The 23,402-nt window shown below is 64.7% G+C and carries 22 protein-coding genes; 10 read left to right on the top strand and 12 right to left on the bottom strand.

The features are described from left to right. The first annotated feature begins 50 nt into the window (after positions 1–50). The 3 genes from EVC45_RS24815 to EVC45_RS24805 all read left to right on the top strand — a co-directional run bounded on the left by EVC45_RS24815 (position 51) and on the right by EVC45_RS24805 (position 3,243). Complete coding sequence (locus EVC45_RS24815) at positions 51–560, top strand: TRAP transporter small permease (protein ID WP_129960877.1); 510 nt, start codon at positions 51–53, stop codon at positions 558–560. A 13-nt stretch (positions 561–573) separates the two neighbouring features. Continuing rightward, positions 574–1,926, top strand: a complete 1,353-nt coding sequence (locus EVC45_RS24810; RefSeq protein WP_129960876.1) for a TRAP transporter large permease — start codon at positions 574–576, stop codon at positions 1,924–1,926. A 78-nt stretch (positions 1,927–2,004) separates the two neighbouring features. Further along, a complete protein-coding gene (locus tag EVC45_RS24805; RefSeq protein ID WP_129960875.1) occupies positions 2,005–3,243 on the top strand; it encodes a porin in 1,239 nt (412 codons plus the stop codon). Between the two features lie 230 nt (positions 3,244–3,473). Here the strand turns inward: EVC45_RS24805 and EVC45_RS47685 are convergent, their stop codons facing one another. From EVC45_RS47685 to EVC45_RS24790, 3 genes are all read right to left on the bottom strand, one after another. Beyond that, positions 3,474–3,770, bottom strand: a complete 297-nt coding sequence (locus tag EVC45_RS47685; protein WP_306770794.1) for a 4-oxalocrotonate tautomerase — start codon at positions 3,768–3,770, stop codon at positions 3,474–3,476. Further along, a complete protein-coding gene (locus EVC45_RS24795; RefSeq protein ID WP_129960873.1) occupies positions 3,716–4,492 on the bottom strand; it encodes a class II aldolase/adducin family protein in 777 nt (258 codons plus the stop codon). Before EVC45_RS24795 ends, EVC45_RS47685 begins: the two co-directional genes overlap by 55 nt. Before the next feature lie 172 nt (positions 4,493–4,664). Beyond that, positions 4,665–5,537: an urea transporter gene (locus EVC45_RS24790; protein ID WP_129960872.1), complete on the bottom strand. Its 873-nt coding sequence runs from the start codon at positions 5,535–5,537 to the stop codon at positions 4,665–4,667. A gap of 186 nt (positions 5,538–5,723) precedes the next feature. Here EVC45_RS24790 and EVC45_RS24785 point away from each other — a divergent pair, with 186 nt between their 5' ends. Next, the gene (locus tag EVC45_RS24785; protein WP_129960871.1) at positions 5,724–6,278 is read left to right on the top strand and encodes a putative glycolipid-binding domain-containing protein; all 555 of its coding nucleotides are present in this window, start codon (positions 5,724–5,726) and stop codon (positions 6,276–6,278) included. A gap of 133 nt (positions 6,279–6,411) precedes the next feature. Here the strand turns inward: EVC45_RS24785 and EVC45_RS24780 are convergent, their stop codons facing one another. From EVC45_RS24780 to EVC45_RS24770, 3 genes are all read right to left on the bottom strand, one after another. Further along, positions 6,412–6,993: a GNAT family N-acetyltransferase gene (locus tag EVC45_RS24780; RefSeq protein WP_129960870.1), complete on the bottom strand. Its 582-nt coding sequence runs from the start codon at positions 6,991–6,993 to the stop codon at positions 6,412–6,414. Between the two features lie 55 nt (positions 6,994–7,048). Next, on the bottom strand, positions 7,049–7,957 hold the full coding sequence (gene sapR, locus EVC45_RS24775) for a sap1 transcriptional regulator SapR (RefSeq protein ID WP_129960869.1): 909 nt from the start codon (positions 7,955–7,957) through the stop codon (positions 7,049–7,051). A 118-nt stretch (positions 7,958–8,075) separates the two neighbouring features. Then, the gene (locus EVC45_RS24770) at positions 8,076–8,963 is read right to left on the bottom strand and encodes a DMT family transporter (protein WP_129960868.1); all 888 of its coding nucleotides are present in this window, start codon (positions 8,961–8,963) and stop codon (positions 8,076–8,078) included. Between the two features lie 110 nt (positions 8,964–9,073). On the opposite strand from EVC45_RS24770, the gene EVC45_RS24765 reads away from it, so the two are divergent. Beyond that, positions 9,074–10,513: a PLP-dependent aminotransferase family protein gene (locus EVC45_RS24765; protein ID WP_129960867.1), complete on the top strand. Its 1,440-nt coding sequence runs from the start codon at positions 9,074–9,076 to the stop codon at positions 10,511–10,513. Positions 10,514–10,557: 44 nt separating this feature from the next. Here EVC45_RS24765 and EVC45_RS24760 read toward each other — a convergent pair whose 3' ends face one another. The 3 genes from EVC45_RS24760 to EVC45_RS24750 all read right to left on the bottom strand — a co-directional run bounded on the left by EVC45_RS24760 (position 10,558) and on the right by EVC45_RS24750 (position 15,094). After that, on the bottom strand, positions 10,558–11,631 hold the full coding sequence (locus EVC45_RS24760; protein WP_129960866.1) for a TAXI family TRAP transporter solute-binding subunit: 1,074 nt from the start codon (positions 11,629–11,631) through the stop codon (positions 10,558–10,560). Between the two features lie 257 nt (positions 11,632–11,888). Beyond that, on the bottom strand, positions 11,889–13,130 hold the full coding sequence (locus EVC45_RS24755) for a hypothetical protein (protein ID WP_129960865.1): 1,242 nt from the start codon (positions 13,128–13,130) through the stop codon (positions 11,889–11,891). Between the two features lie 428 nt (positions 13,131–13,558). After that, positions 13,559–15,094, bottom strand: a complete 1,536-nt coding sequence (locus tag EVC45_RS24750; protein ID WP_129960864.1) for an MDR family MFS transporter — start codon at positions 15,092–15,094, stop codon at positions 13,559–13,561. Positions 15,095–15,211: 117 nt separating this feature from the next. On the opposite strand from EVC45_RS24750, the gene EVC45_RS24745 reads away from it, so the two are divergent. Beyond that, complete coding sequence (locus EVC45_RS24745) at positions 15,212–15,994, top strand: TetR/AcrR family transcriptional regulator (protein WP_248295247.1); 783 nt, start codon at positions 15,212–15,214, stop codon at positions 15,992–15,994. Positions 15,995–16,042: 48 nt separating this feature from the next. On the opposite strand, the gene EVC45_RS24740 is transcribed toward EVC45_RS24745, so the two are convergent. Continuing rightward, a complete protein-coding gene (locus EVC45_RS24740) occupies positions 16,043–16,774 on the bottom strand; it encodes a ribonuclease activity regulator RraA (protein WP_129960862.1) in 732 nt (243 codons plus the stop codon). A gap of 549 nt (positions 16,775–17,323) precedes the next feature. Between EVC45_RS24740 and EVC45_RS24735 the strand changes: the two genes are divergently transcribed. Continuing rightward, on the top strand, positions 17,324–17,836 hold the full coding sequence (locus EVC45_RS24735) for a response regulator (RefSeq protein ID WP_129960927.1): 513 nt from the start codon (positions 17,324–17,326) through the stop codon (positions 17,834–17,836). A 145-nt stretch (positions 17,837–17,981) separates the two neighbouring features. On the opposite strand, the gene EVC45_RS24730 is transcribed toward EVC45_RS24735, so the two are convergent. Next, positions 17,982–18,578, bottom strand: coding sequence for a Fur family transcriptional regulator (locus tag EVC45_RS24730; RefSeq protein ID WP_129960861.1), 597 nt, complete (start codon positions 18,576–18,578; stop codon positions 17,982–17,984). A gap of 174 nt (positions 18,579–18,752) precedes the next feature. Between EVC45_RS24730 and EVC45_RS24725 the strand changes: the two genes are divergently transcribed. Together EVC45_RS24725 and EVC45_RS24720 are read left to right on the top strand one after the other, a co-directional pair. Continuing rightward, positions 18,753–20,102: a TrkH family potassium uptake protein gene (locus tag EVC45_RS24725; protein ID WP_248295246.1), complete on the top strand. Its 1,350-nt coding sequence runs from the start codon at positions 18,753–18,755 to the stop codon at positions 20,100–20,102. Beyond that, positions 20,092–20,787: a TrkA family potassium uptake protein gene (locus EVC45_RS24720; RefSeq protein WP_248295245.1), complete on the top strand. Its 696-nt coding sequence runs from the start codon at positions 20,092–20,094 to the stop codon at positions 20,785–20,787. The genes EVC45_RS24725 and EVC45_RS24720 overlap by 11 nt, the downstream gene beginning before the upstream one ends. Positions 20,788–20,814: 27 nt before the next feature. Here EVC45_RS24720 and EVC45_RS24715 read toward each other — a convergent pair whose 3' ends face one another. After that, a complete protein-coding gene (locus EVC45_RS24715; RefSeq protein ID WP_129960860.1) occupies positions 20,815–21,441 on the bottom strand; it encodes a glutathione S-transferase family protein in 627 nt (208 codons plus the stop codon). Positions 21,442–21,712: 271 nt separating this feature from the next. Between EVC45_RS24715 and EVC45_RS24710 the strand changes: the two genes are divergently transcribed. Next, the gene (locus tag EVC45_RS24710; protein ID WP_129960859.1) at positions 21,713–23,380 is read left to right on the top strand and encodes an ATP-binding domain-containing protein; all 1,668 of its coding nucleotides are present in this window, start codon (positions 21,713–21,715) and stop codon (positions 23,378–23,380) included. Positions 23,381–23,402 lie beyond the last annotated feature (22 nt).

The raw sequence follows: 23,402 nt of genomic DNA, 5'->3' as shown, positions 1-23,402 counted from the left end.
CGGAATGGCTGAATTTCAAGCATAAGTCGGTCGTAAGCAAGGACAGGGTCATGAGTTTCCTGAAACGCCCAAATGATTTTCTTTTCCGCGTGCTGCTTGTCGTGGCGTCGGTTAGCCTGGCCGCACTTTGCCTGCTCGTGATTTATAGCGTGGTGATGCGCTACGTATTTAGCGACGCACCCGATTACGTCGAGCCCATCGCATTGTTGCTGGTGATCCTGATCGCGATGTTCGGCGCCGCGCTGAAGGTTCGCGAGGGCGGTCACATCGGACTCGACTCGCTCGTCAAGAAACTGCCGGAGAAAGGCCAGTTGATTGCGAAAGGGATTCAGCACCTGTGCCTGATCGCTTTCGCGGTGGCGATTTTCATCGGTTGCCTCGAGATGGCGCAAACCACGATGGGCGACCGCATTCCGATCATCGGCGTGCCGGAGGGCGTGCGCTACTGCATCCCGATCTTCGCGAGCGTGTGCATCGCGTTGTTCTCGATCGAGCATCTGCTCGAGCTCTTCGCCGGTAAGCGGGAAGAGCCGGCGCTCGAACTCTCCGCCACGGAATAAAAGTAGAACCATCATGGAACTTGCCCTTCTTACCGCCAGTTTTCTAATCTTCCTCTTCCTCGGGGTTCCGGTTTCGTTCGCGTTGGGTCTGTCCTGCGTTCTGACGTATCTGTTCGAAGGCCTGCCCACCGCGACCGCAATGCAGTCGATGATCTCCGGCATGAACGGCTTCTCGTTCCTCGCGGTGCCGTTCTTCATCTTCTCCGGCGAACTGATGCTCCACGGCGGTATCGCTGACCGCATCCTGCGTTTCGCGCAGGCCACGGTCGGCCATTTCCGCGGTGGTCTCGGCATGGCCAACGTGGTCGCCTGTACGCTGTTCGGCGGCGTGTCGGGTTCGCCGACCGCGGATACGTCGGCCATGGGCGGCGTCGTGATCCCGCTGATGAAGCGCGAAGGTTATAGCGCCGCGTACGCGGTCAACGTGACCACGCACTCGTCGCTGGCCGGCGCGCTGATGCCGACCTCGACCAACATGATCATCTACGCGTTCGCGGCGCAAGGCGTGAGCGGCGTGCTGAACGGCAAGCAGATGAGCGGCGTGTCGATCGGCGATCTGCTGTTCTCGGGGTTGCTGCCGGTGCTGTGGGTGATGGGCCTCGTGCTGCTCGCCGCTTACTGGCAGGCCGTCAAGTTCGGCTACCCGCGCCGTCCCGACGGTTCGACGGAACTGCAGCGTTTCCAGGGCTGGATGGCGGTGCTGCGTACGTTCGTGGGCGCGGTGCCGGGTCTGATGGTCATCGCGATCATTCTGTTCTGCGTGGCGCGCGGTATCGCTACCGCAACAGAGGCGGCCGCGATCGCCGTGGGTTACTCGCTGATTCTGACCATCGTCGTGTATCGCACGCTGACGATGAAGAAGCTCGGCCATGCCCTCGGCAAGGCCGCGAAAACCACCGGCGTGGTGCTGCTGCTGATCGGTGTATCGAACATGCTGCGCTTCCAGATGGCCTATCTGGAGATCCCGGACGCGATCGAACGCATGCTCGACGGCGCGACTTCACTGCCGTGGCTGATGTTGTTGTACATCAACGTGATTCAGGTGTTCCTCGGTACGTTCGTCGACATGGCGGCGCACATCCTGATCACGACTCCGCTGTTCCTGCCGATGGCGATGCACAACGGGGTGGGCCCGGTTCAGTTCGGCATCATGATTCTGCTGAACTGTGCATTGGGTCTCGTGCATCCGCCGATCGGCTCGGTGCAATTCATTGGATGCGCAATTGGCAATGTGTCGATAGGTGAAACTACTAAGGTGGCGTGGCCGTATTACCTCGCTATCTTCTCGGCCATCAACATCGTCACCTATGTCCCGTGGTTCTCGACTTGGTTGCCGAGCATCATCAACGGTCACCCGGTGTTCTGATCCAAATAAAAACGTCTTTCCCACACTCAGCGGTGCTCGTAGGGGCCGCATCAGAAAGTTTTTAACAGAGGAGTAGAAATGAAAAAGACTCTCTTAGCTTCGGCCATGGGGTTGGTCGCCCTGGGCGCACACGCGCAAAGCAGCGTGACGCTCTACGGTATCGTCGATACCGGGCTGGGTTGGCAGAACAGCTCGACGACGCTGAGCCCGACGTCGGGTGCAGCATCGGCGCGGCCGTCGCCGGCTGGTAACTCGGTGGTCAAGATGATCAACGGCATTTGGGCTGGTAGCCGTTTCGGCCTGAAGGGCTCGGAAGATCTGGGTGGCGGCACCAAGGCCATTTTCCAGTTGGAAGAAGGCTTTAACAGCGCAACCGGCGCGCAAAGCGTGTCGGGTCTGATGTTCAACCGTCAGGCATGGGTCGGTATGACGAACGCTCAGTTCGGTACGTTCACGGCTGGCCGCCAGTACACCTCGTACTACACGCTGCTCTCGCCGTACAGCCCGACCACGTGGCTGACCGGTGCATACGGCGCGCACCCGGGTGATATCGACTCGCTGGATACGGTGTATCGCGTGAACAACTCGCTGGTCTATACGTCGCCGAGCTTCGGCGGTTTGACGGTCAGCGGTTCGTACGCGCTTGGCGGCACGCCCGGTGCTACCGGAGCAGGCCAGACCTGGAGCGTGGCAGCACAGTACCTGAACGGTCCGATCGGTATCGCTGCGGGTATCCAGCGCATCGACAACGGCAACACGAACGGCGGCCTGTGGGGTGCTAACTCCACAACGATCAACAGCACCACCGCCCCGATTGCGGCGCCGGCCAACTCGGCGATCAACAACGGCTTCCAGACCGCAGCGAAGCAGCAGCGCGTTGCAGTGACGGGCGGCTACGCGTTCAACTCGCAGTGGGACGTTTCGTTCGCATACTCGAACGTTCAATACGCTGCGGGTACGGGTTCGTTCTTCCACGGCACGCAGATCTGGAACACCGGTGGCGCAGTGCTGCACTGGAAGCCGATCTCGGTGCTGGATCTGGCCGCTGGTTATAGTTACACCCGTGCAACGACGTCGAACGGCATCACCAGCGCGGCTGCTTACAACCAGTTCAACCTGTCGCAGTACTACACGCTGTCGAAGCGTACCGGCCTCTACGCGCTGGAAGCTTATCAGCATGCTGGCGGTAACACTCTGGCAGGTAACGGCAGGTCGATCATCCAGGCAACCGCGAGCATCGGTGACGGCCAGAACGGCTCGCCGTCGTCGTCGCGCAGCCAGACCGCGATTGGCGTTGGTATCATCCACAAGTTCTAAACAGTTACTGAATACGTGGCGGCGCGTTGTTTCGCCGCCACATCGACGCAGTTTTTTTCGCGTTGTCAGTCTCGAAAGCTGCGCACGTTACGTGCGCAGCTTTTTTTTGATGCTCCATTTTGATGCATAAAAAGCGCTGGTCTCGCCAGCGGTGCCAGATCATCACGACATCCGTGTGACATCAGCGCGCAGCTCGCGACGTCACCTCGATGTCGTCGTCTTCGGGCCGATCAGGCCTCCGACCACAAACGCCCACCCGTTGCCCAGTTTTCTTTTTTCACGTCGGTGAGGATGATGTCGACCGAGTTCGGCTCGACGCCGAGCGACTCGCAGGTCGCTTTCGTGATCGCTTCGACGAACTGGCGTTTCTGTTCCAGCGTACGGCCTTCGAAGAGTTCGATATGAAACGTGGGCATGAGGTTGCTCCGTGGGGTTGAGTTGGGACTGGAGTGAAGCGGATCGGCTCGCGAGTTCAGGAGCGATAGCCGCGATCGAGTCGATCGAGCTTGCGCAGCAGCGCGGGCCATTCGAGAGTGCCTTCGATCGCGCCGCCGTCGTAAAGCTGCTCGGCCGTGCGCGCGGCGACCGCGTCGCTCGGGACGACCAGCGGCGCGCCGCAGGTTTGCGCCTGAATCTGGATTTCGCAGGCCTTCAGCAGCGTCGCCATCAGCACATAGGCTTCGGCAACCGTGCGCCCGAGCGTCAGCGTGCCGTGATTGCGCAATAGCATCGCGGGCCTATCGGCGAGATGCGCGACGAGGCGCACGCCTTCGGCCGGCGAGAACGCGAGGCCTTCGTAGTCGTGATACGCGAGCTGGCCGTAAAAGCGCAGCGCGTGCTGCGATGCCGGCAACAGTCCGGCCGGCTGCGCGGACACGGCCACCCCCGCGGTGTTATGCAGATGCATCACGCAAAAGGCGTCGTCGCGCGCGGCATGCACGGCCGCGTGCAGCGCGAAGCCGGTGGCATTCACCGGATGTTCGCTTGTGCCGACGATATTGCCCGCGATGTCGATCTTCACGAGATTCGACGCGCACACCTCATCGAACGCGAGGCCGAATGGATTGATCAGGAAGTGGCCCGGTTCGCCGGGCACGCTCGCGGAAATGTGTGTGTAGATCAGATCGTCCCAGCCGTTGAGCGCGGCGAGACGGTAAGCAGCGGCCAGATCGAAGCGGGTTTGCTGTTCCGCTTCCGACTGCGGACCGGACTCGGCGATGCGGCCGGCGGGTGAGTGGGCGAACGACATAGCTGTCTCCTGTCGGCCGGGGTGGGTGTTTTAGCACTGATTCCAGCGCCACGCGATTGATCGCCATTCCAGCGAGGTGGCTGAAAAGCGAGGCCGCGCAAGGTGGGAACCGGCTTGGGATGCTACCGCACAATGCCGCTCCGGTGGCGACAGCGCACGACGCATCGTTACGTTACGCGATGCGGCGCCCGAGCGACCGGATGCTCCATGTCGCGAGCACGAACGGCGCGGTCATCGCGGGCCAGCCGAAGTGCATGGCGGCCGCTTGCAACAGCACCGACATCGCGATGCCGCCGAGCATCGCCGCGTAGCCCGCGTCGGCCAGCGCGAGCGCGGTCAGCGCGCCGTTGAACCCTGACAGGCCGGCATCGAATGAAGGAACGCCGGCGCCGAGCCACAGATGCGCGGCGCTCGCGAGACCTGCGCCGGCGAGCGCGTAGAGCGCATGTTTGCGCGACGCGGCGGCAATCCCGAGCAGCACGAGCACGCCCGGAGCCGCGCCCGATGCGAAGCCGGTCTGCGCGACGCCCGCGAGCACGCCGCTGACGAAACGCAGCGCGTCGACCGGATGAGCGGTAGCGGGAGCCGTTGGCAGGGGGCCGCGCGCGATCAGCGGCAACCATAGCCACGTGACGATCAGGCACGGACTCGACAGATAGCCGAGTCCGCGTGTGCGCAGCCAGCGCGACCATGGTCGCAGCAGCCATGCGGTGCCCGTCGCGGCGAGAATCGCTACCGCCGACGCGGTCGCCGGATCGCCGATGAAGCTGAACGCGGCGAGGCCGGCCAGCGCGCCGTTGAAGCCGAGCAGGCCGGCGCGCAGATCGGCGTCGGCCGAACCGGCGAGCATCGCGCTGATGTTGGCCGCGATCGCCCCGAGCAACGCGGCGCACACGAGACGCGGCTCGCTGAGCAGCCACGCGCCGATCATGCATGCGCCGGTCACGGCGTTAGGTTGCAGCACGATCTGACCGAGGCTGCGCAGCAGCGTGCGCAGCGGGGCGCTGAGCGAGGAGGAGGGCGCATCGGTCGCGGCGGCGTGCATCGGAGGCGAGTTCGGAATCACGGCAAACCGCGAGCATAGTCGAGCGGCAGGCACTCAGGCATCGTCGCGCGTTGATACTGGCTATTTGCCGGCCGTGCATGCCTGGATCGGGGTGGCCAGGCTCGCGGGCTTTCGCGCTACGATAAGAGCCCGGCGCCCCCTGCGCCGTTTCGCAAGGAGACGCCGATGCGTGAATTACGATGGGCCTCGGAAGAGGGCGACGGCATCGAACATCTGGTTTTCGATGCGCGCGACGACGGCTTCGCCGTCGAAAGCGTCGTGGTCGGGCAGCGCTATGGCAAGGCATACGGGCTGCATTACGCGGTGCGCTGCGACGCGCGCTGGCGCACGCGCTATGCGTGGCTGAAGATCGTCGGCGGTGGCGAGCTGGAGCTGCATGGCGACGGCGACGGCCGCTGGCACGACGGGCACGGTCTCGCGCTGAGCGCGCTCGAGGGCTGTATCGACATCGATATCGCCGCGACGCCGTACACCAACACGCTGCCGATCCGCCGCCTGCAACTGGCCGAGGGCGAACGTCGGCCGATCGAGGTCGCGTATATCTCGACGCCGGACCTGCAGGTCACGCGCGCCGAGCAGGCATACACGTGCATCGAGTTGAATGCCGAGTACCGCTATGAAGGCATTTTTCGCGAGTTCACCGCGAATCTGAGCGTGGATAGCGATGGTCTCGTGATCGACTATCCGACCTTGTTCACGCGTTTGCCGCGCACGCGTTAAGTTCTTGCGTCAGGTTCGGCGTTCGGCGCCGGAACGCTGGTTGCCGAGGTCCCAGCGCCGCGGTCCGCGTCGTTCGCGCGATGCGGGTCGACGAAACGCGTGGCCGCACGGCCGCCGCGCAGTGCGCGCGGGCCTAGCCGTGCGTGTCGCCTGCCGCGTTTGAAACGTCGTCGGGCCCGGTTGAGGCGCCGCGCCCGAGCGTGCGTTGCATCAGCGTCGTGTCGAGCCAGCGGCCGTGCTTGTAGCCGACCGCCTTCAACGTGCCGGTCAGCTCGAAGCCGAGCTGCGTGTGCAACGACAGCGAGCCGCCGCTGCCGCCATCGGCGATCACCGCGATCATCTGACGCCACGGTCCGGTCTCGCAACGTTCGATCAGCGCCTGCAACAACATACGGCCGATGCCGCGTCCGCGATACGCGTCGTTGACATAGATCGAGTCTTCGATCGTGTTGCGATAGGCGGCGCGCGGGCGATACGGCGTCGCATAGCAATAGCCGGCGACGTCGCCGTCGATCTCCGCGACCATATACGGCAGTCCGTGGCTGCGCACGCTTGCGAGCCGCGCGCGCAGATCGTCGACGGACGGCGGGGTTTCCTCGAACGACGCGACACCGGTCAGCACGTGATGCGCGTAGATCGCCTGGATCGCGGGGAGGTCGGCTTCGGTGGCGTCGCGAATCAGCGGGGCGTTGCCTGGAGGGTGGGTGAGGCTCATGCGAGGTCCTGTCGTGGCGTGAGTATGAGGCGAGCGCGACGCATCTCCATGACGCTCAAACATCGAATTGACCGAACTCGCTCTGCAACTCGCGATTGCGCGCCACGCGTTCGTCGATAGCCGGCCCACGCCGCTCGACGACCGTCGAGATCAGCAGATTGAACAGGCACGTCAGCGGCGCGAGCGAATCCCAGAACTGCCCGACGTCGGTCTTCACCTGCAGCAGGTCGCCGTCGAAATCGCGCGCCCACGGACAATAGATATCGGTGACGAGCGCGAACGGCAGTCCGCGCCGCGAGGCCGCCTGGCAATAGCGTCGCGCGATCGTCGAATAGGCGCGCGTGTCGGTGACGATCAGATACGGCGCGCTGAATTCCGAGTTCAGCGAATCGACGTAGGAACCCGACATGCCGTCCGAATAGAACACGCGCGGACGGATGTATTCGAGGTAGCTGGAGAACGCGTTGCTGATGCCGCGCGTCGATTGGATGCCGAGGATGTAGACCGCATCGGCATTTGCAATGCGCTCGGCGACGCGCGCGAACGCCGGCGAGCGCGCGAGTTCGTACACGTGCTGGATCGCGCCGATTTCCAGTTCGAGCGATTGGGCTAGCGCGGCGTCGCGCGGTGAGCTGGGATCCGGGACGCCCGGTTCATCAGTCTCAGCGGTTGGCGTGCTGTCGCTCGCGCCACGGCGGAACGCGTCGAGCCGGTCCGTGATCATCCAGGGCCGCTGTTGGGTGCCGCGTAGTTCGCGTTTCAGATCGTCGAGATTGCGATAGCCGACGCTGCGCAGAAAGCGGCCGACCGAAATGCCGCTGGTGCCGGCTTGCTGCGCGATCTGGTCGGCGGTTTCGAGGCCGAGCCGGTCGAGATTCGCGAGCATGTAGCTGGCGACTCGTTTCGAGGTCGGCGTGAGTTCGGCAAAACGGGCTTCGACGGTTTGGGCAAAAGCGGTCGTCATCGTCTGTCGCGGCGCAGGGCGCTGGTTGTGCCAATCTGCGAAATGATGACATATCGATCCAGTGCTCGCGCGACTAGATCCCGAAAAAGACGCTTTATCGTGCGACGGTCGAGCCGTGTCAGGCCGCCCGCCGCGCCGGCACCGAGCGCGAAAAATGCCGCGCACCCGCGACGCAGGCGACCACGATCACGGTGACGATGATCATCGACGGCGGCACCTGTTCGTGCAGCAGCACGCCGGCGAGCAGCAGCCCGAAAAACGGCTGTAGCAGCTGCAATTGACCGACCGCCGCGATACCGCCGAGCGCGAGTCCGCGATACCAGAACACGAAGCCGATCAGCATGCTGAACAGCGACACGTATGCGAGTCCCCACAGCGCGGCGGCGCCGACACCGTCGAACGACGCGGGGCGGGTCCACCAGGCGAGCGGCAGCATCAACGGCAGCGACAGCACGAGCGCCCACGAAATCACCTGCCAGCCGCCGAGATGACGCGACAGCCGCGCGCCTTCCGCGTAGCCCAAACCGCACACGACGATCGCCGCGAGCATCAGCGCGTCGCCGAGCGGCGACGCGTCGATGCCATGCCGCAGCGCGAACCCGGCCACTGCCGCGCTGCCGAGCGCCGAGAACAGCCAGAACGCCGGCTGCGGCCGCTCGCCGCCGCGCAACACGCCGAAGATCGCGGTGGCGAGCGGCAGCAGGCCGATGAACACGACCGCATGCGCGGCGCTCACATGACGCAGCGCGAGCGCGGTCAGCAACGGAAAGCCGACCACGACGCCGAGCGCGACCACGACGAGCGGCAGCAGATCACGACGCTCGGGCCGCGTCTCGCGGAACGCCAGCAACAGCAGCAGACCGAGGATGCCCGCGATGGTCGCGCGCGCCACGGTCAGAAACACCGGATCGAGTCCCTGCACGGCGAGCCGCGTGGCCGGCAGCGAGCCGCTGAAGATCAGCACGCCCGCGAGACCGCTGAGCCAGCCGTTGGTGGTCTTGTCCATTGCAAACATCCCTGCGCTGAAAAAGTCTCATGATGCGCGCCGCGGCCGAAAACGTTAAGCTACAGATCAGTACAGTTCGCACAAACTGTACCGAACATGGAGCAGTACAGATGGCGGAAAACGGCAGCAACGAGACGGCGCCGGGCACGCGCGTCGGCCTCGTGACGGACAATCTGCGCGAGCGCATCGCGAGCCGCTCGCTGATGCCGGGCGCGCGCGTGCCGTCGATTCGCGCGATGACCGACGCGCTCGGCGTGTCGAAGTCGACCGTGGTGGAAGCATACGACCGTCTGGTCGCGGAAGGGGTGATCGTCGCGCGGCGCGGCTCGGGCTTCTTCGTGTCGGGCCATGCGCCGCCGCTCGCGCTCGCCGATCTCGGGCCGCGGCTCGATCGCGAGGTCGATCCGCTGTGGCTCACGCGGCAGTCGCTGGAGACCGGCTCGAAAGCGCTGAAACCCGGCTGCGGCTGGATGCCGGCTTCGTGGCTGCCGGAAGATGGCGTGCGCCGCGCGCTGCGTGCGGTTGCGCGTGATCCGCAGTCGCTGCTCGCCGATTACGCGAGTCCGGCCGGCCTGCCCGCGCTGCGTCAGCAGCTTGCGTGGCGGCTTTCCGCGCACGGCGTCGATGCGCCGCCCGAGCAGATCCTGCTGACGGACGGCGGCACCCATGCGCTCGATCTCGTGTGCCGCTTCCTGCTCGAACCCGGCGATACGGTGCTGATCGACGATCCGTGCTACTTCAACTTTCAGGCGTTGTTGCGCGCGCATCGCGTGCGGATCGCGAGTGTGCCGTACACGCCGCAAGGACCGGATCTCGCGGCCTTCGAGCGGGTGCTGATCGAGCAGCGTCCGCGGCTCTACGTGACGAACTCGGCGGTCCACAATCCGACCGGCGCAACGCTCGCGCCGGCCGTCGCGCACCGGCTGCTGAAGCTTGCCGGCGAGCACGATCTGCTGATCGTCGAGGACGACATCTTCGCCGACTTCGAAGACGAGGCCGCGCCGCGTCTCGCCGCGTTCGACGGCCTCGCGCGCGTCGTGTCGATCGGCAGCTTCTCGAAGACGCTGTCGGCGGCGGTGCGCTGCGGCTATATCGCCGCGCGCGCCGAATGGATCGAACCGTTGATCGATCTGAAGCTCGCGACGTCGTTCGGCAATGGTCAGCTCGCGGCGAGCGTCGTGCACCGGATGCTGGTCGACGGTACGTATCGGCGGCATCTCGAGACGATGCGCGCGAAGCTGGCCGATGCGATGGGGGAGACCATCAGGCGTCTCGGCTATGCGGGCCTCGATATCTGGACAAGACCGCGCGCGGGCCTGTTCGTATGGGCGCGCTTGCCCGGCGCGCTCGATGCCGCCGGGATCGCGCGTCATGCACTGACGGCGGGCGTGGTGTTCGCGCCGGGCAACGTGTTCAGCGCGTCGCAAGCGGCGGCGGGTTTTCTGCGTTTCAACGTGTCGCAGTGCAATCGCCCGAAGGTGTACGAGGCATTGCAACGGGCGATGGATGCGTGCGCGGTGTCGGCCGACGCAGCGCGCGAGCGCGTCTGACACGAACTGAATCGAGCCACGCGCTCACGGTCCTGCCTACAGCGTCATTTGCACAGCAGAAGCATCCGTTCCTCTTCCGAGCAAGGCATATGCGGTTTCGGCGCGGGTTGCGAGACCGCCGCGTTCACCGCCGCGCTGCGGTTCGCGAGACACGCGCGCAGATGCTTTTCGACCGGACCGTAGTATTTCCACCCGCGCACGAGCGTCGGCAATTCGAGCTTCACCTGTTTCCATTTCGGATGGCCATGCTCCTGCAGATTGTCGAAGTTCGCGCACAGCGAGTCGGCGAAATGATTCAGATTGCTGACGGTGTCGCGCAAGCCGTAGTCGTAGGTGACCAGAAACGCCTTGACCGTGAGACCCGGCACGTCTTCCTTCAGCCAGCCTGGGTAGCTGCTTTCGCGGATCGTCGTCGGAAAGTAGGTCTGCTTCGCGCGGTTCGTCTCCGGTGCATTGGGATCTGCGGGCAACAGGCGCAGCTGTGACAGCAGGTCGGGCTTCATGCTCGTGAACAGATTCGCCGGCTGCCCGACCACGATGATCGCGACGTCGATCTTCTTCACGATCAGCGCGGCGAGCGCGTCCTCGTTGCTCAGATGCACGACGTTCTGCTCGGGAATCGGCTGGCCGAACATCAGGCGGTAGAGCGTGGTCGCCGACTGCGCGGTGCCGCTGCCCAGCAGGCCGACGCTGATGGTCTTGTCCTTGATGTCGGCGAGCGTTTTCAGCGGTGAATCGGCCCGCACGACGACGTTAATTTCCTCGTCGTAGAGCGGCATGATCAGTCGCAGCGGCCGGATCGTCGTGCCCGCATCCGGGTTGCCCGTGTTGGCCATGTCGATGAACGCCTGGTACACGTCGGATTGCACGAGCGCGAGCTTCACGCCGGGCTCGTAGCGCATGCGCTGCACGTTTTCGGCCGAGCCCTTCGACGCCACCACCTCGAGGTCGATGCCAGCCGGCGGGGCTACCCATTTCGACAGGTCGTTGCCGATCTGGATGTAGGTGCCGCGCTCCGGCCCGGTGACGATCTTGTAATGCGCCGGTTCCGCGCCGGCCAGCGAACATACGACCAGTAACGCCAGCCCCAGCCAGCCCGCGAGAAATCTCTTCAGCATGGTCTTTCTACCTATCGGTCAGGTTGATCCCGCTCCACGCATGGCGCGTGGAAGCACCAGTGATCCGGCTGCCATGTCATGTTCAAGCTGCTGCGAGGGTCGCTCCGTCTGTTGCCGCGCAGAGGGCACACGATAATGTGCGAATCGGCACAGATGGCGGCCATTTGATCTGGTATGCGAATCAATGTTGTTCGCGCGACGGCGCGGTCCCTGGCGTCCGCGGGACCCTGAGCGGACGGTCGCGTCGCGCGTGAGCGCTAGTTGCTTTGCCGGGTCGCGGTCCTTACGACGCCGGCGTTCGTTGCGGTCGCGACCAGCTCGCCTTGCGCTGGCATGCCGGGGGGCAGCGGTGGCTGCAGTTGCGCCTGCGCGAGCGGCGCGCCCGGCGCGGCGTCAGTCGTCGCCGCATGTGGCGGAGTAATCGGCGCCCAGCCGGTCTCCCGAATCACGCGCTCGAGGATCACTTTCGCCGCGTCGTTGCCGCTGTCGATCGCAAGCGCGTCGTTCGCGTGCTGTCGCGCGCACGGCCACGACTGCTGCGCGGCGCAGGCCTGCGCGGCCTGCAGCGCAATATCGCGACGCTGGACGAGCGGGCGCATCTGATCGGCCAGAGCCTGCGCGTCGCCATTGCCGGGTTGAAACGTTTGCGCGGCAACGAGCGCGGCCTGCGCAGCGGACAGATCGTTGGCGCGGAACGCGTTCCGCGCGACCTGCAACGCCTGCCCGGCGTCGCGGAATTGCGACGCGGGCCGCGCGGGTATCGCGGCCATCGGCGGTGCGGCAGGCGGCGGCGCGGGCCGCACGGGCGCCGCGGCCATCGGCGGTGCGGCAGGCGGTGCAGCCGGTGGCGCGGGAATGACGGGCGCGGCGGGCGCGGGCTTCGCCGCCAGTTCGGTCACGGGCGGTGGCGCAGGTCTCGCCGGGGCCGGCGCGTGCGCGGTTTGCGCTTGAGCAATCATCGGCGCGGACGCGAGCGGAGCGATCATGCCGGTGGTTGTTCTGGCATCCTGAGTAACCTGCTCCACGTCTTTATCTTCAGAATCGCCGCTGTCGCTGAACAGCGTATAGCCGACGTACGCGAGGCCGATCGCGACGACCGCGCCGATCACGTACAACACGCGCCAGATCATCTGCGCAGTGTGGCGTGACGCATACATCTCATCTTCGTAATCCGGCATAGTGCTTTCGGTCGACACCAGCGCCGTCCGCATGACCGGCTTGGCCGGCAACATGGGTTCGGTCGCCATCGCGGCAGTCGCGGCGCCCGCAGCGACGGCGGGCTGATCCCGTGGGCCGGGCTCTTCGTCGAAACGGGGCAGAGGCTTGTGCGTGGCGCTCGCACGGCTGCCCGGAATACCCGTGCGCATGTGCAGATCGTTCGGATCGAACGGATGTGCAGCGCCACAGTAGGGGCAGGCGTCGACGGGTCGGTACAGTGCGCCACCGCAGCGTTTGCAGGGCGTGGGAAAACCTTGGCCGGTTGCTGTTTGGGTGGACATGCGGTGGCCCCACCTTAGGAAAACGATGCCGTAAAGGCATGCTCCGGATCGTGTTGAGGCTGGAGCCTTGTCCGCGGAATCACGATCCACATGCGCCGGAGTCGCGGAGACGTAGGCAGCGCCTGCGTTTCCACGGTTTCCAATATGTGGCGTTTCACGGGGGACGTCAACGCGGTAGGCCCCTGGATTGTGTGCGCTACCGCTCATTCGGAAGTATGAAGAAACCTTGGCCATCCGCTCGAAACGAGTGTATGTGTCTGTTGTTTCGCGATAAATGGAAGGCAACCGAAAGCATCGAGCCGCATGAAGTGAGTGCGACAAAAAAACAACGAGGCCGACGCGTCGCGCGTGCGGCCTCGTATCAATCGGCTATTGGGGCTTGCCGGTAAGCGTTTGCATTAGCATCCGGCTCAGGCGCCGATCGACGCTCAGTGCTTGCGCAACGGATGATCCTTCAGCAGCCACGCGAGCACGAAGGCGAGCACCACGACGCATGCGGCCGACAGATACACGGTGTGCAACGCACCCGCGAACGCATGCAGATAATCATTGCGCAATGCTTCGGGTAGCTGATGAATCGCGGCGGGACCCAGCGCGTGCGGAAGTTCGGTGTCGGGCGGGACCAGCTTTTCGAGGCGTCCGGCGAGGCCGTTCGAGAACACCGCACCGAAAGCGGCCACGCCGATCGAACCGCCGATCGAGCGAAACAGCGTCACGCCCGACGTCGCCACTCCCATGTGCCTGAACTCGACGGTGTTCTGGACCGCGAGGACCAGCACCTGCATTACCATGCCGAGGCCGCAGCCGAGCAGACCCATGTATAGATACATCACATGAATCGGCGTATCGATCTGCAGGCGCGCGAGCAGCAGCATCGCGACCGAGACGAGGAACGTGCCCATGATCGGGAACAGCCGGTACTTGCCGATCTTGCTGATCACGCGGCCCGTCACCATCGACAGGATGAACAGGCCGCCCATCATCGGCAGCATCTGCATGCCGGCTTGCGTCGGCGTGGAGCCCTTCACGACCTGCAGATACAGCGGTATGAACGTGACGGAGCCGAACAGCGATACGCCGATGATGAAGCTCACGAGGCTGCTGATCAGAAACGTGCGCTGTTTGAATAGTCCGAGCGGCATGATCGGTTCGACCGCGCTGCGCTCTTCGTGAATGAAGCCCCCGATCGCTACGAGGCCCATGCCGAGCGTGAACCACAGTTGCGGCGACGACCACGGCAGGATCGTGCCGCCCTGGCTCGTGAAAAGGATGATGCAGGTCAGCGCGCCGGCGAGAAACGCGGCACCCATGTAGTCGATCGTGTGCTTCACGTGGCGCACGTGCGGCTTGAACACCGCGCCGATGACGATCAGCGACACGATGCCGAGCGGCAGGTTGATGTAGAAGATCCAACGCCACGTCAGATGCTCGACCAGAAAGCCGCCGAGCAACGGACCGATGACGGTGGCGAGACCGAAGATGCCGCCGAACACGCCCTGGTAGCGGCCACGCTCAGCCGGCGGAATGACGTCGGCGATCGCCGCCATCGTAACGACGAGCAAACCGCCGCCGCCGAGGCCTTGCAGCGCGCGCAGCACGATCAGCTGACTCATGTTCTGCGCAATGCCGCACAGCGCCGAGCCGACGAGGAAGATGACGATTGCCGTCTGCAGCACGATCTTGCGTCCGAACAGGTCGCCGAACTTGCCGTACAGCGGCACGACGATCGTCGAACTGAGCAGGTAGGCGGTCACCACCCACGACAGGTTATTGAGCCCGCCCAGTTCGCCGACGATAGTCGGCAGCGCGGTCGAGACGATCGTCTGGTCGAGCGCGGCGAGCAGCATGACCAGCAGCAGCGCCGGAAACAGCAGCCGGATCGGCGGATGCTCGGCGGAGGGCGCGGCCGGGCGCGGATCCTCGGGCGCGGAATCGACGGACAGGGTCGTGGCGGTTTGTTCCATGGCGGCAACGCGTTGAAATTAATTAACTGAGAGATTAATATATGCGACATCGCCTCTCACGTCAAATTCAATGCAATGACAAGGATCTCGTCTGACGACGCCGCGGCAGACCATGCCGTGACAGATGCGGGGCCGCGCGCCCGGCTTGCCGCGCAAAAGCGCGGCGCGTCGAAGCCCAAAGCCAAGGCAACGCAAACGGCTGCTACTCAAACCGCGAATAGCGCAAGCAGCGCAAGCGCCGCGCCGGCGAGGTCGGCCACCCGCCGTCCCGGCCGGCCGACGGGCGCCGCGCGCGGCCCCGAACAGCGCGCGCGTTTGCTCGACGCCGCACTCACGCTCTTCGCGAAGCAGGGCATCGTCGAGACGTCGCTCGGCGAGATTGCCCGCGAGGCCGGCTTCACGCCCGCGATGGTGCACTACTACTTCAAGAACCGCGACCAACTGCTAGACGTGCTGATCGACGAGTGTTTCGCACCGTTGCGCGAGAGTCTCGGGCTGCCGTTTCAGGAGAATCCCGACGATCCGGTCGCGGCAATCACGCAGCTCACTGAGCGGCTCGTGCAGATCGCGAGCGATAACCCGTGGTTCGCGTCACTGTGGGTGCGCGAAGTGATCAGCGACGGCGGCCTGCTGCGCCAGCGCATGCACGAGCGTTTCGGTTTCGCGCATCAGAAGGCGTCGCTGCTGGCGATCGCGCGCTGGCAGAAGGAGGGGCGCCTGAATCCGGCGATCGAGCCCGCGCTGGTGTTCGTCACGCTGCTCGGCATGACGATCCTGCCGCTCGCCAGCTCGAAGCTGTGGCGCAACGATCCGTTGCGCCGCAATATCGGCGGCGCGGAGATCGCGCGACATGCGGTGGCGTTGCTGGTGCAGGGCATCGGGCCCGGCAAGCGCGATTGAACCGGCGGCCGGGGTGGCGCGCCGGTCGTCTTGTCCTTTGAACAAGCCCTAGATTTTGCGATTTTTCTTCCATTCGTCGAACGCCGCCTTCGCCGCGTCGTTCGGCGGATAGGTGCCGGGCAGCGCGGCGCCGGCACCTATCCTTTCGGTCAGAAACGCCTCTAGCTGTTCCTGCCCGGCCGCGGCCTGCGCGACGTCGTCGGCCATCCTCAGCGGAATCACCACCACCCCATCCACATCCCCGACGATCACGTCGCCCGGAAACACCGCGACTCCACCACAGCCGATCGGCACGTTGATATCAACCGCGTGATGGCGGATCAGATTGGGCGGCGCACTCGCGCCCGCGCAAAACACCGGCATGTCGAGTGCGGCGATCGTCGCGCTGTCGCGCACCGGGCCGTCGGACACCATGCCGGCCACGCCGCGCACCTGCAAGCGTAGCGACAGAATCGAACCGAACGACGCGCTGCCGCGCTCGCCGCGGCAATCCTGCACGAGCACGTGGCCCGGCGGAATGGTCTCGACACATTTGCGTTGCGCGTACTCGGGGTCGGCGAACAGCTCAAGCACGTCGATGTCTTCGCGCGAAGGAATGTTGCGCAGCGTGAACGCCGGCCCGACCAGGTTCGCGCCGCGCCGCGGACCGAGCGGCGCGACGCCCTGCATGAACGTGTTGCGCAGACCGCGCTTGAATAGCTGCGTGGTCAGCGTGGCGGTGCTGACGTGACGAAGGATGTCGAGCGTCGCGGCGGAAAGCTCGGGCGATGTGGCGGACATGGTGTCGGGTGGCCTCGGGTTGGGATGCGGGAACATCGAAAGGCGCGTGCGTGCGGCCACGAAGCGAAGCATGCCGCGCATGCGCGACCACGATGATAGCGCCGCGGCGCCACCCGTTAGCAGACGCGCGCCATTACATTGCCGCGACATCCGCAAGCGCCGCGGAGCCTCTGTTCACGCGACGCGAACCGTTGCAACGAGGCACGCGACATGCTTGAAGTGTCATCGGATGCGAGCGACGCAAAACGAACGACAGCGCCGCGTCGCGCGAAGAAATATGAAGGACAGAATCGATACCGGGCGGAGAAGGCCGTACGAGCGGGGTTCGTACGAACCGCGCCGGAACATCGGGTGCCGGCAATCGGCGGGCCGCGGAAAAACTGCGGACACTTTGCAGCTAAATCGCGGCATGCGTCGAGCGCCGTTTTTTCATCGACGTGCAATTTTGGCGCGTTACCGTGCGCACGCGTTGTACTCGGGAAGGTGCTGAACGATGCTTTACAATCGCGGACCTGTCTGCAACTCGGCGTGCGAAATCGAGTCGGAATCATGGACAGTAACACCCTGGCCGCGCAATTCGGCGGCAATCAGCAAAGTGAAACATTGGCCCCATCCGATGGCCTAACCGGTTTTCCAGAGCAACAACATACGATGAATGCAGCAATGAGGCTCGATCAGGCCACGATCGTGCTGGTGGAGGACGACCCGGACAGCCGGGAATCGTTGACCTTGCTACTCGAGGCGGAAGGCGCGAAGGTGTGCGCGGTCGCCGATGCGGAAGAGGGCGTCGTGGCGGCGATGCGGTTGCTTCCCGATGCGGTCGTCTGCGACCTCGATTTGCCGGCCATGGATGGCTTCTATCTGATCCAGCGGCTGCGCGACCACGAGATTTGCGGCGGGCATTCGCCCGCTGTGGCAGTGGCGCTCACCGGCCATACCGACGACGCATACCGCCTGCGCAGCATCGGCGAAGGCTTCCAGCATTTCATGACCAAACCCGCGTTACCCGAAGCGCTCGTGACATTGCTGCACGACGCGATCGACGCCCGCGCGGCGGGTTGATCGACGCTTCTGCGCCTCTCGTGGGAGCGGGTAGACAGAGCAGGCCGGCGCGCGGCGGGGAGACGTCGTTTCTCGGAGCAGCGCACGGCCATCGACGCTTCGCAGCGCGTCATACGGCGCCGCGCACCCGATGCGTGGCGGGCCGTTATTTCGCCGCAGCGACCGGAGCGCCGGCGTCGGCGCCGGCCGCTGTGGCCGCATTGGCCGCCTGACAGGCCGCACAGAGACCCTTCAGTTCGATTTCGTCGCTCGCGAGCCGATAGCCCGCGTCCTCGATCTGCGCGACGAGGGCCTGACGCAGCTTCGGTTGATGCAACTCGGTGACGCTGCCGCATTGCTGGCATACGACGAGAATGCCGTGCTGGCATTGCGTCAGATCATGGCAGACGGTGAACGCATTGATCGACTCGATCCGATGCACGAGCCCCGCCGACAGCAAAAAATCCAACGCGCGATAGACGGTTGGCGGCGCCGAGCCCGGGTGGATCTGGCGCATTTCGTCGAGCAGCGAATAGGCCTTGGTCGCGCGTCCCGAGTTCAGCAGCAGCTCGAGCACCTTGCGCCGGATCGGCGTGAGTTTTTCGCCGCGTTCGCGGCAATATTCGTCGGCGAGTACGAGAGCCGCTTCCTGCGACTGCTGATGCGCGTCGTGATGCGCATGATGATCATGTGCATCGGCGGCGGCGACGGCAGGCGCGGGAGTGACCGGATGGCCGGTCGCGGCGGGCTTGGCGGTTTTCATGCGTCGATTATAGAGGCTCGGGGAAGGCGATGCCGCGTCGGTCAGAGCGTCGGCAGAATTGGAATTTCCGTCATCCCGAAGGCCGCCGGCGGACTTGGCGCGCAACTGAAAACAAATGACAAATAGGGTCCCGACTGGCAAATAGTGCCTATTCTTTGTCCATCAGCCTCTGAAATGTGTGTCGACGGGGTATCGATGAGACAACTGCTTCACCCATCGCGGGCGGTAGCCTTGGCATTCTTGATTGCGATCGCCGCGGGCACGCTTCTTTTGAGGTCGCCCTTGTCGCAGGCCAAAGGTGAGGCGGCGCCGTGGCTGACCGCTTTCTTTACGGCGACCTCCGCGGTCTGCGTGACTGGGCTCGTCGTGGTCGACACCGGCAGCTACTGGTCGAGCTTCGGGCAGTGGGTCATCCTCGGGCTGTTTCAGATTGGCGGCTTCGGCATGATGACCGCCGCCACGTTGCTGGGACTCATGGTCAACCGGTCCTTACCGCTGCGAGCGAGACTGATCACCCAGGTGGAAACGCACACCCTGCGTCTGGGGGACATCCGCAGCGTGGCGCGCCTGGTGTTCGTCGTGACGCTCTTCACCGAACTGGGCATTGCACTCTGGCTTTCGATCAGGCTTCATTTCGGATACAAGCTGCAATGGGGCGAGGCCGCGTGGAGCGGCTGGTTTCATGCGGTCTCCGCGTTCAACAACGCGGGCTTTTCGATTCACCCGGATAGTCTGATGCGCTATGCCGCCGACGCGTCGATGCTGGTGCCGGTGATGGTCGCGATCGTCGTCGGGGGAATCGGGTTCCCGGTTCTCTACGATCTGCGGGAAAAACTTCGGGGTGCCCGTCAGCTTTCATTGCACACGAGGCTCACTTTAGTGGTCACGGGCGCGCTGTTGCTCGGCGGTTTTCTTGCAGTGCTGCTGTTCGAATGGGCCAATCCGAAGACCCTGGGTGCGATGCCGGTCGGCGAGAAACTCCTTTCGGCGGCTTTTGCGTCGGTATCCGCGCGCACGGCGGGCTTCAACTCGCTCGACATCGGTGCAATGAGTCACGACAGCTGGGCTCTGCATTACTTCCTGATGTTCGTTGGCGGCGGCAGCGCGGGAACGGCAGGGGGCGTCAAGATCGGCACCGTCGCCATTCTGGGCCTGCTCGTGCTTGCCGAGATTCGTGGACGTGGCGATATCGAAGCGTTCGGGCGCCGTGTCAGCGCGTCCGCGCAGCGCCAGGCGATCACCGTCGTGGCGCTGGGTGGCGTCGTGGTCACGATCGGCACGCTCGTGATTCTGCACATCACCGATTTCCCTACCGATCAGGTGATCTTCGAGGTGATTTCGGCATTCGGTACGGTCGGACTGTCAACGGGAATCACAGGTCAACTTCCCGCGCCGGCGCAGTTGGTGATCATCTCGCTCATGTACGTCGGCCGGGTCGGAACCATTACCTTTGCGACGTCGTTGGTGCTGATCGAGCGGCGTGCGCAATTCAGCTACCCCGAGGAGCATCCAATTGTTGGCTGACCTGTTCAGGACTTCGTTCGGCTTTACGAAGGGCGACGGCGTCGTCGTCATCGGTTTGGGGCGCTTCGGCTGTGCGGTGGCGGAGTCGCTCGTTCGCCTCGGCCATGAGGTCATGGGCATCGACCGGGACGCGCAGCAGGTGCAGTTGTGGGCGGACCGGTTGACGCATACCGTCCAGGCCGATGCGACCAACGTGCATACCTTGCGTCAATTGGGTGTCGCCGATTTCCCCCATGCGATCGTAGGGATCGGAAACGATCTGTCGGCGAGCCTGATGACGGCGATGGCCCTGACGGAGCTCGAGATCAAGGACATCTGGGTGAAGGCGGCGACCACGGAGCACGGCCAGATCGCCCAGCGCATCGGCGCTCATCATGTGGTTCATCCGGAAGCGGAAATGGGCGAACGGATCGCTCACCTGATTACGGGGCGGATCGTCGACTACATCGAATTCGGAGCAGGGTTTGCGGTCGCCACCATTCATGCGCCGGCGCCGACACACAACCGTCCGCTCGCGGATTGCGACGTTCTGGAGGCGTTCGGTGTCAACGTCGTGGGTGTCAAGCGCGCCGGCGAAAACTTCCGGCACGCGGGGCCCGACATGGTTGTCATGCCGGGGGATCTGCTGATCGTATCGGGCCCCGCGAGCAAGGTCGAAGCGTTTGCGGGTCGGGCGAGTGCCTGAGCCCGTTCGGGCCGACCCGCGCAATGTTCAGGTCAATGGAAAATCCACATACTTCTTGAACCCGGAGCGCGTCGTGAGACGCGAGTACCAGCGCTCCAGACTCGGCAGCGGCGGCCGCTGCACACCGTCGAGGCCGAACCAGCGCTTCGCGTAGGCGCCGATCACGATATCGGCGAGCGTGAATTTGTCGCCTTCGAGAAAGAAGCGGCCCTGCAGATGCGTGTCGAGCAGGCGCCACAGCACGGTGACCGCCTTCACGTCGGCGGCGAGTTTCGCCGCGTCGCGCTGGGCCTCGGGCGTGCGCACGAGCGTCCAGAACACCGGGCGTTCCAACGGCTGCAGCGTCGACAGCGACCAGTCCAGCCAGCGGTCGATGCGCGCGCGCAGTTTCGGCTCGGCCGGATACAGCAGGCTCGATTCGCCGTATTGCATCGCCAGATAGCGCAGGATCGAGTTGGATTCCCACAGCACGAAGTCGTCGTCGACCAGCGTGGGAATCTTGCCGGTCGGGTTCATCGCGAGATAGTCGGGTTCGTTGTTGCGGCCGAATTGCAGGCCCGCGTCGATGCGGTCGAATGGCAGCACGAGTTCGTCGCAGCACCACAAAACTTTCTGGACGTTGACTGAATTGGCACGTCCCCAGATCGTAATCATCCGGTAAATCCTTTTCTCTTACGGTTGGCAAGCCGCGCCTCGCGCGCGGCGTTCAGCCAGTAACGATACACGATGCGCGCGCCTTTGCGCGACGTACGAAACGCGCTGTGCGCGCGCAGCCGCACGAGGTCTCGCGCTCTCCGCGCATGCCGCGCGAGCCCGCGCGCCGCCGCGCCAGAGCGCTGCTGCGTTGCGTACAATGACCGCACCACGAATGGCGCACTGAGCCGACGCGTACGGATTCACGCATCCAAACCCACTAAGGCACCGCATGGCCCGCATTGTTCCCGACGACTGGAAAAGCCTCGAAGCGACCGGCGCGGCGGCGCGCGAACGGGAAACCCTCGCGCTGCTCGAAACGGCACTGCCCGCCGACTACACCGTCTACCACGGCGTGCATTGGACGCGCCTGAACCAGAACTTCTCGGTGTTCGGCGAGGCCGACTTCGTGATCGTGAGTCCCGCTGGGCGCGTGATGATCGTCGAGCAGAAGACGGGCTTTCTGCGCGAAACGCCGAAGGGGCTCGTCAAGGTGTATCTGCAGACCGAGCGCAACGTCGCGATCGCGCTCGCGCATACGATCGAGAGCCTGCACCGGCGTTTTACCGCGGCGTTCGGCGCCGGCACGTATTTCATCGAGGAACTGCTGTACTGCCCCGATCACATCGTCAAGGATGCGGCCATCGCCGGCGTGAATCCCGCGCGCATCGTCGACGCGACGCGGCGCGAGCGGCTCGCGGCGATCATTCGCGAAGCGCTGCCGGCCGACGAACCGCGGCTTCCGTGCGCGTCGAAAATCCATCACTTCCTCGCCGACGAACTCGCGTTGGCACCCGACACCAGCGCGCTCGTCGGCCAGGCGGGCACGCTCGTCACGCGCCTTTCGGGAGGACTCGCGACATGGGCCCGGCGGCTCGAGTTCGCGCCGTTCCGGTTGCGGGTGGTCGGCACGGCGGGCTCCGGCAAGACGCAACTCGCGGTGCAGGTGATGAAGGACGCGGTCGCGCGCGGCGAGCGGCCGTTGTACGTGTGCTTCAACCGGCCGCTCGCCGATCACATCGCGCGAGTCGCGCCGCCGGAGGCGAAGGTCGCGAACTATCACCAGCTGTGCGACTGGATCGCGCGCGACGCGGGCCGCGCGCCCGATTTCCAGTCCGCGCAGGTGTTCGATCAACTGGAGGCCGGATTCGCCGATACGCCGATCGACCCGCGCTGGCAGTTCGACGTGCTGATCGTCGACGAAGGACAGGATTTCCAGCAGTCGTGGATTGCCGCGCTCGAGCGGCTGCTGCGGCCGGGCGGCGCGTGGTGGTGGCTCGAAGACCCACTGCAGAATCTGTACATGCGCGAGCCGGTGTCGTTACCCGGCTGGGCCACGCTGAAGGAAACCACCAATTACCGCAGTCCGCGCGACATCCTCGACTATCTGCGCGACGTGATGGGCTCGTCGGTGCCGCTCGCCGCGTCGCTCGCGTCGGGCAGTCCGTTCGACGGTTCCGAGGTGTCGGTGTCGGTCTACGACGAAACGCAGGCCGTCGAAAGCAGTATCGACGCGACCAAGCGCGCGATCACCCACGCGCTCGCGCTCGGCTTTCGCAAGCAGGACATCGTGGTGCTGTCGTTTCGCGGCCGCGAGGGCTCGGCGATGAGCGGGCTCGACCATCTCGGACCGCATCGGCTGCGCAGTTTCACCGGCAAATACGATCTGTTCGGCAACCCGGAGTATCGCGAAGGCGACGTGCTGTTCGAGTCGATCTACCGCTTCAAGGGGCAGGCGGCGCCGTGCGTGATCTTCACCGAGATCGACTTCGACGCGTTCGACGAGCGCGTCGCGCGCAAGCTGTTCGTCGGCGCGACGCGCGCGACGATGAAGCTGATCGTCGTCGCGTCGCAGCGGGCCGCGCGGCATTTGCAGTTGCGCGAGGCGAAGGACAAGTAGCGGCGGCGTTCGGGCGCTGTGT

Origin of the sequence: Paraburkholderia sp. UYCP14C, from assembly GCF_004197395.1 — a bacterium.
Taxonomy (GTDB): Bacteria; Pseudomonadota; Gammaproteobacteria; order Burkholderiales; family Burkholderiaceae; genus Paraburkholderia.
This window is presented reverse-complemented; position numbering and strand designations above follow the sequence as displayed.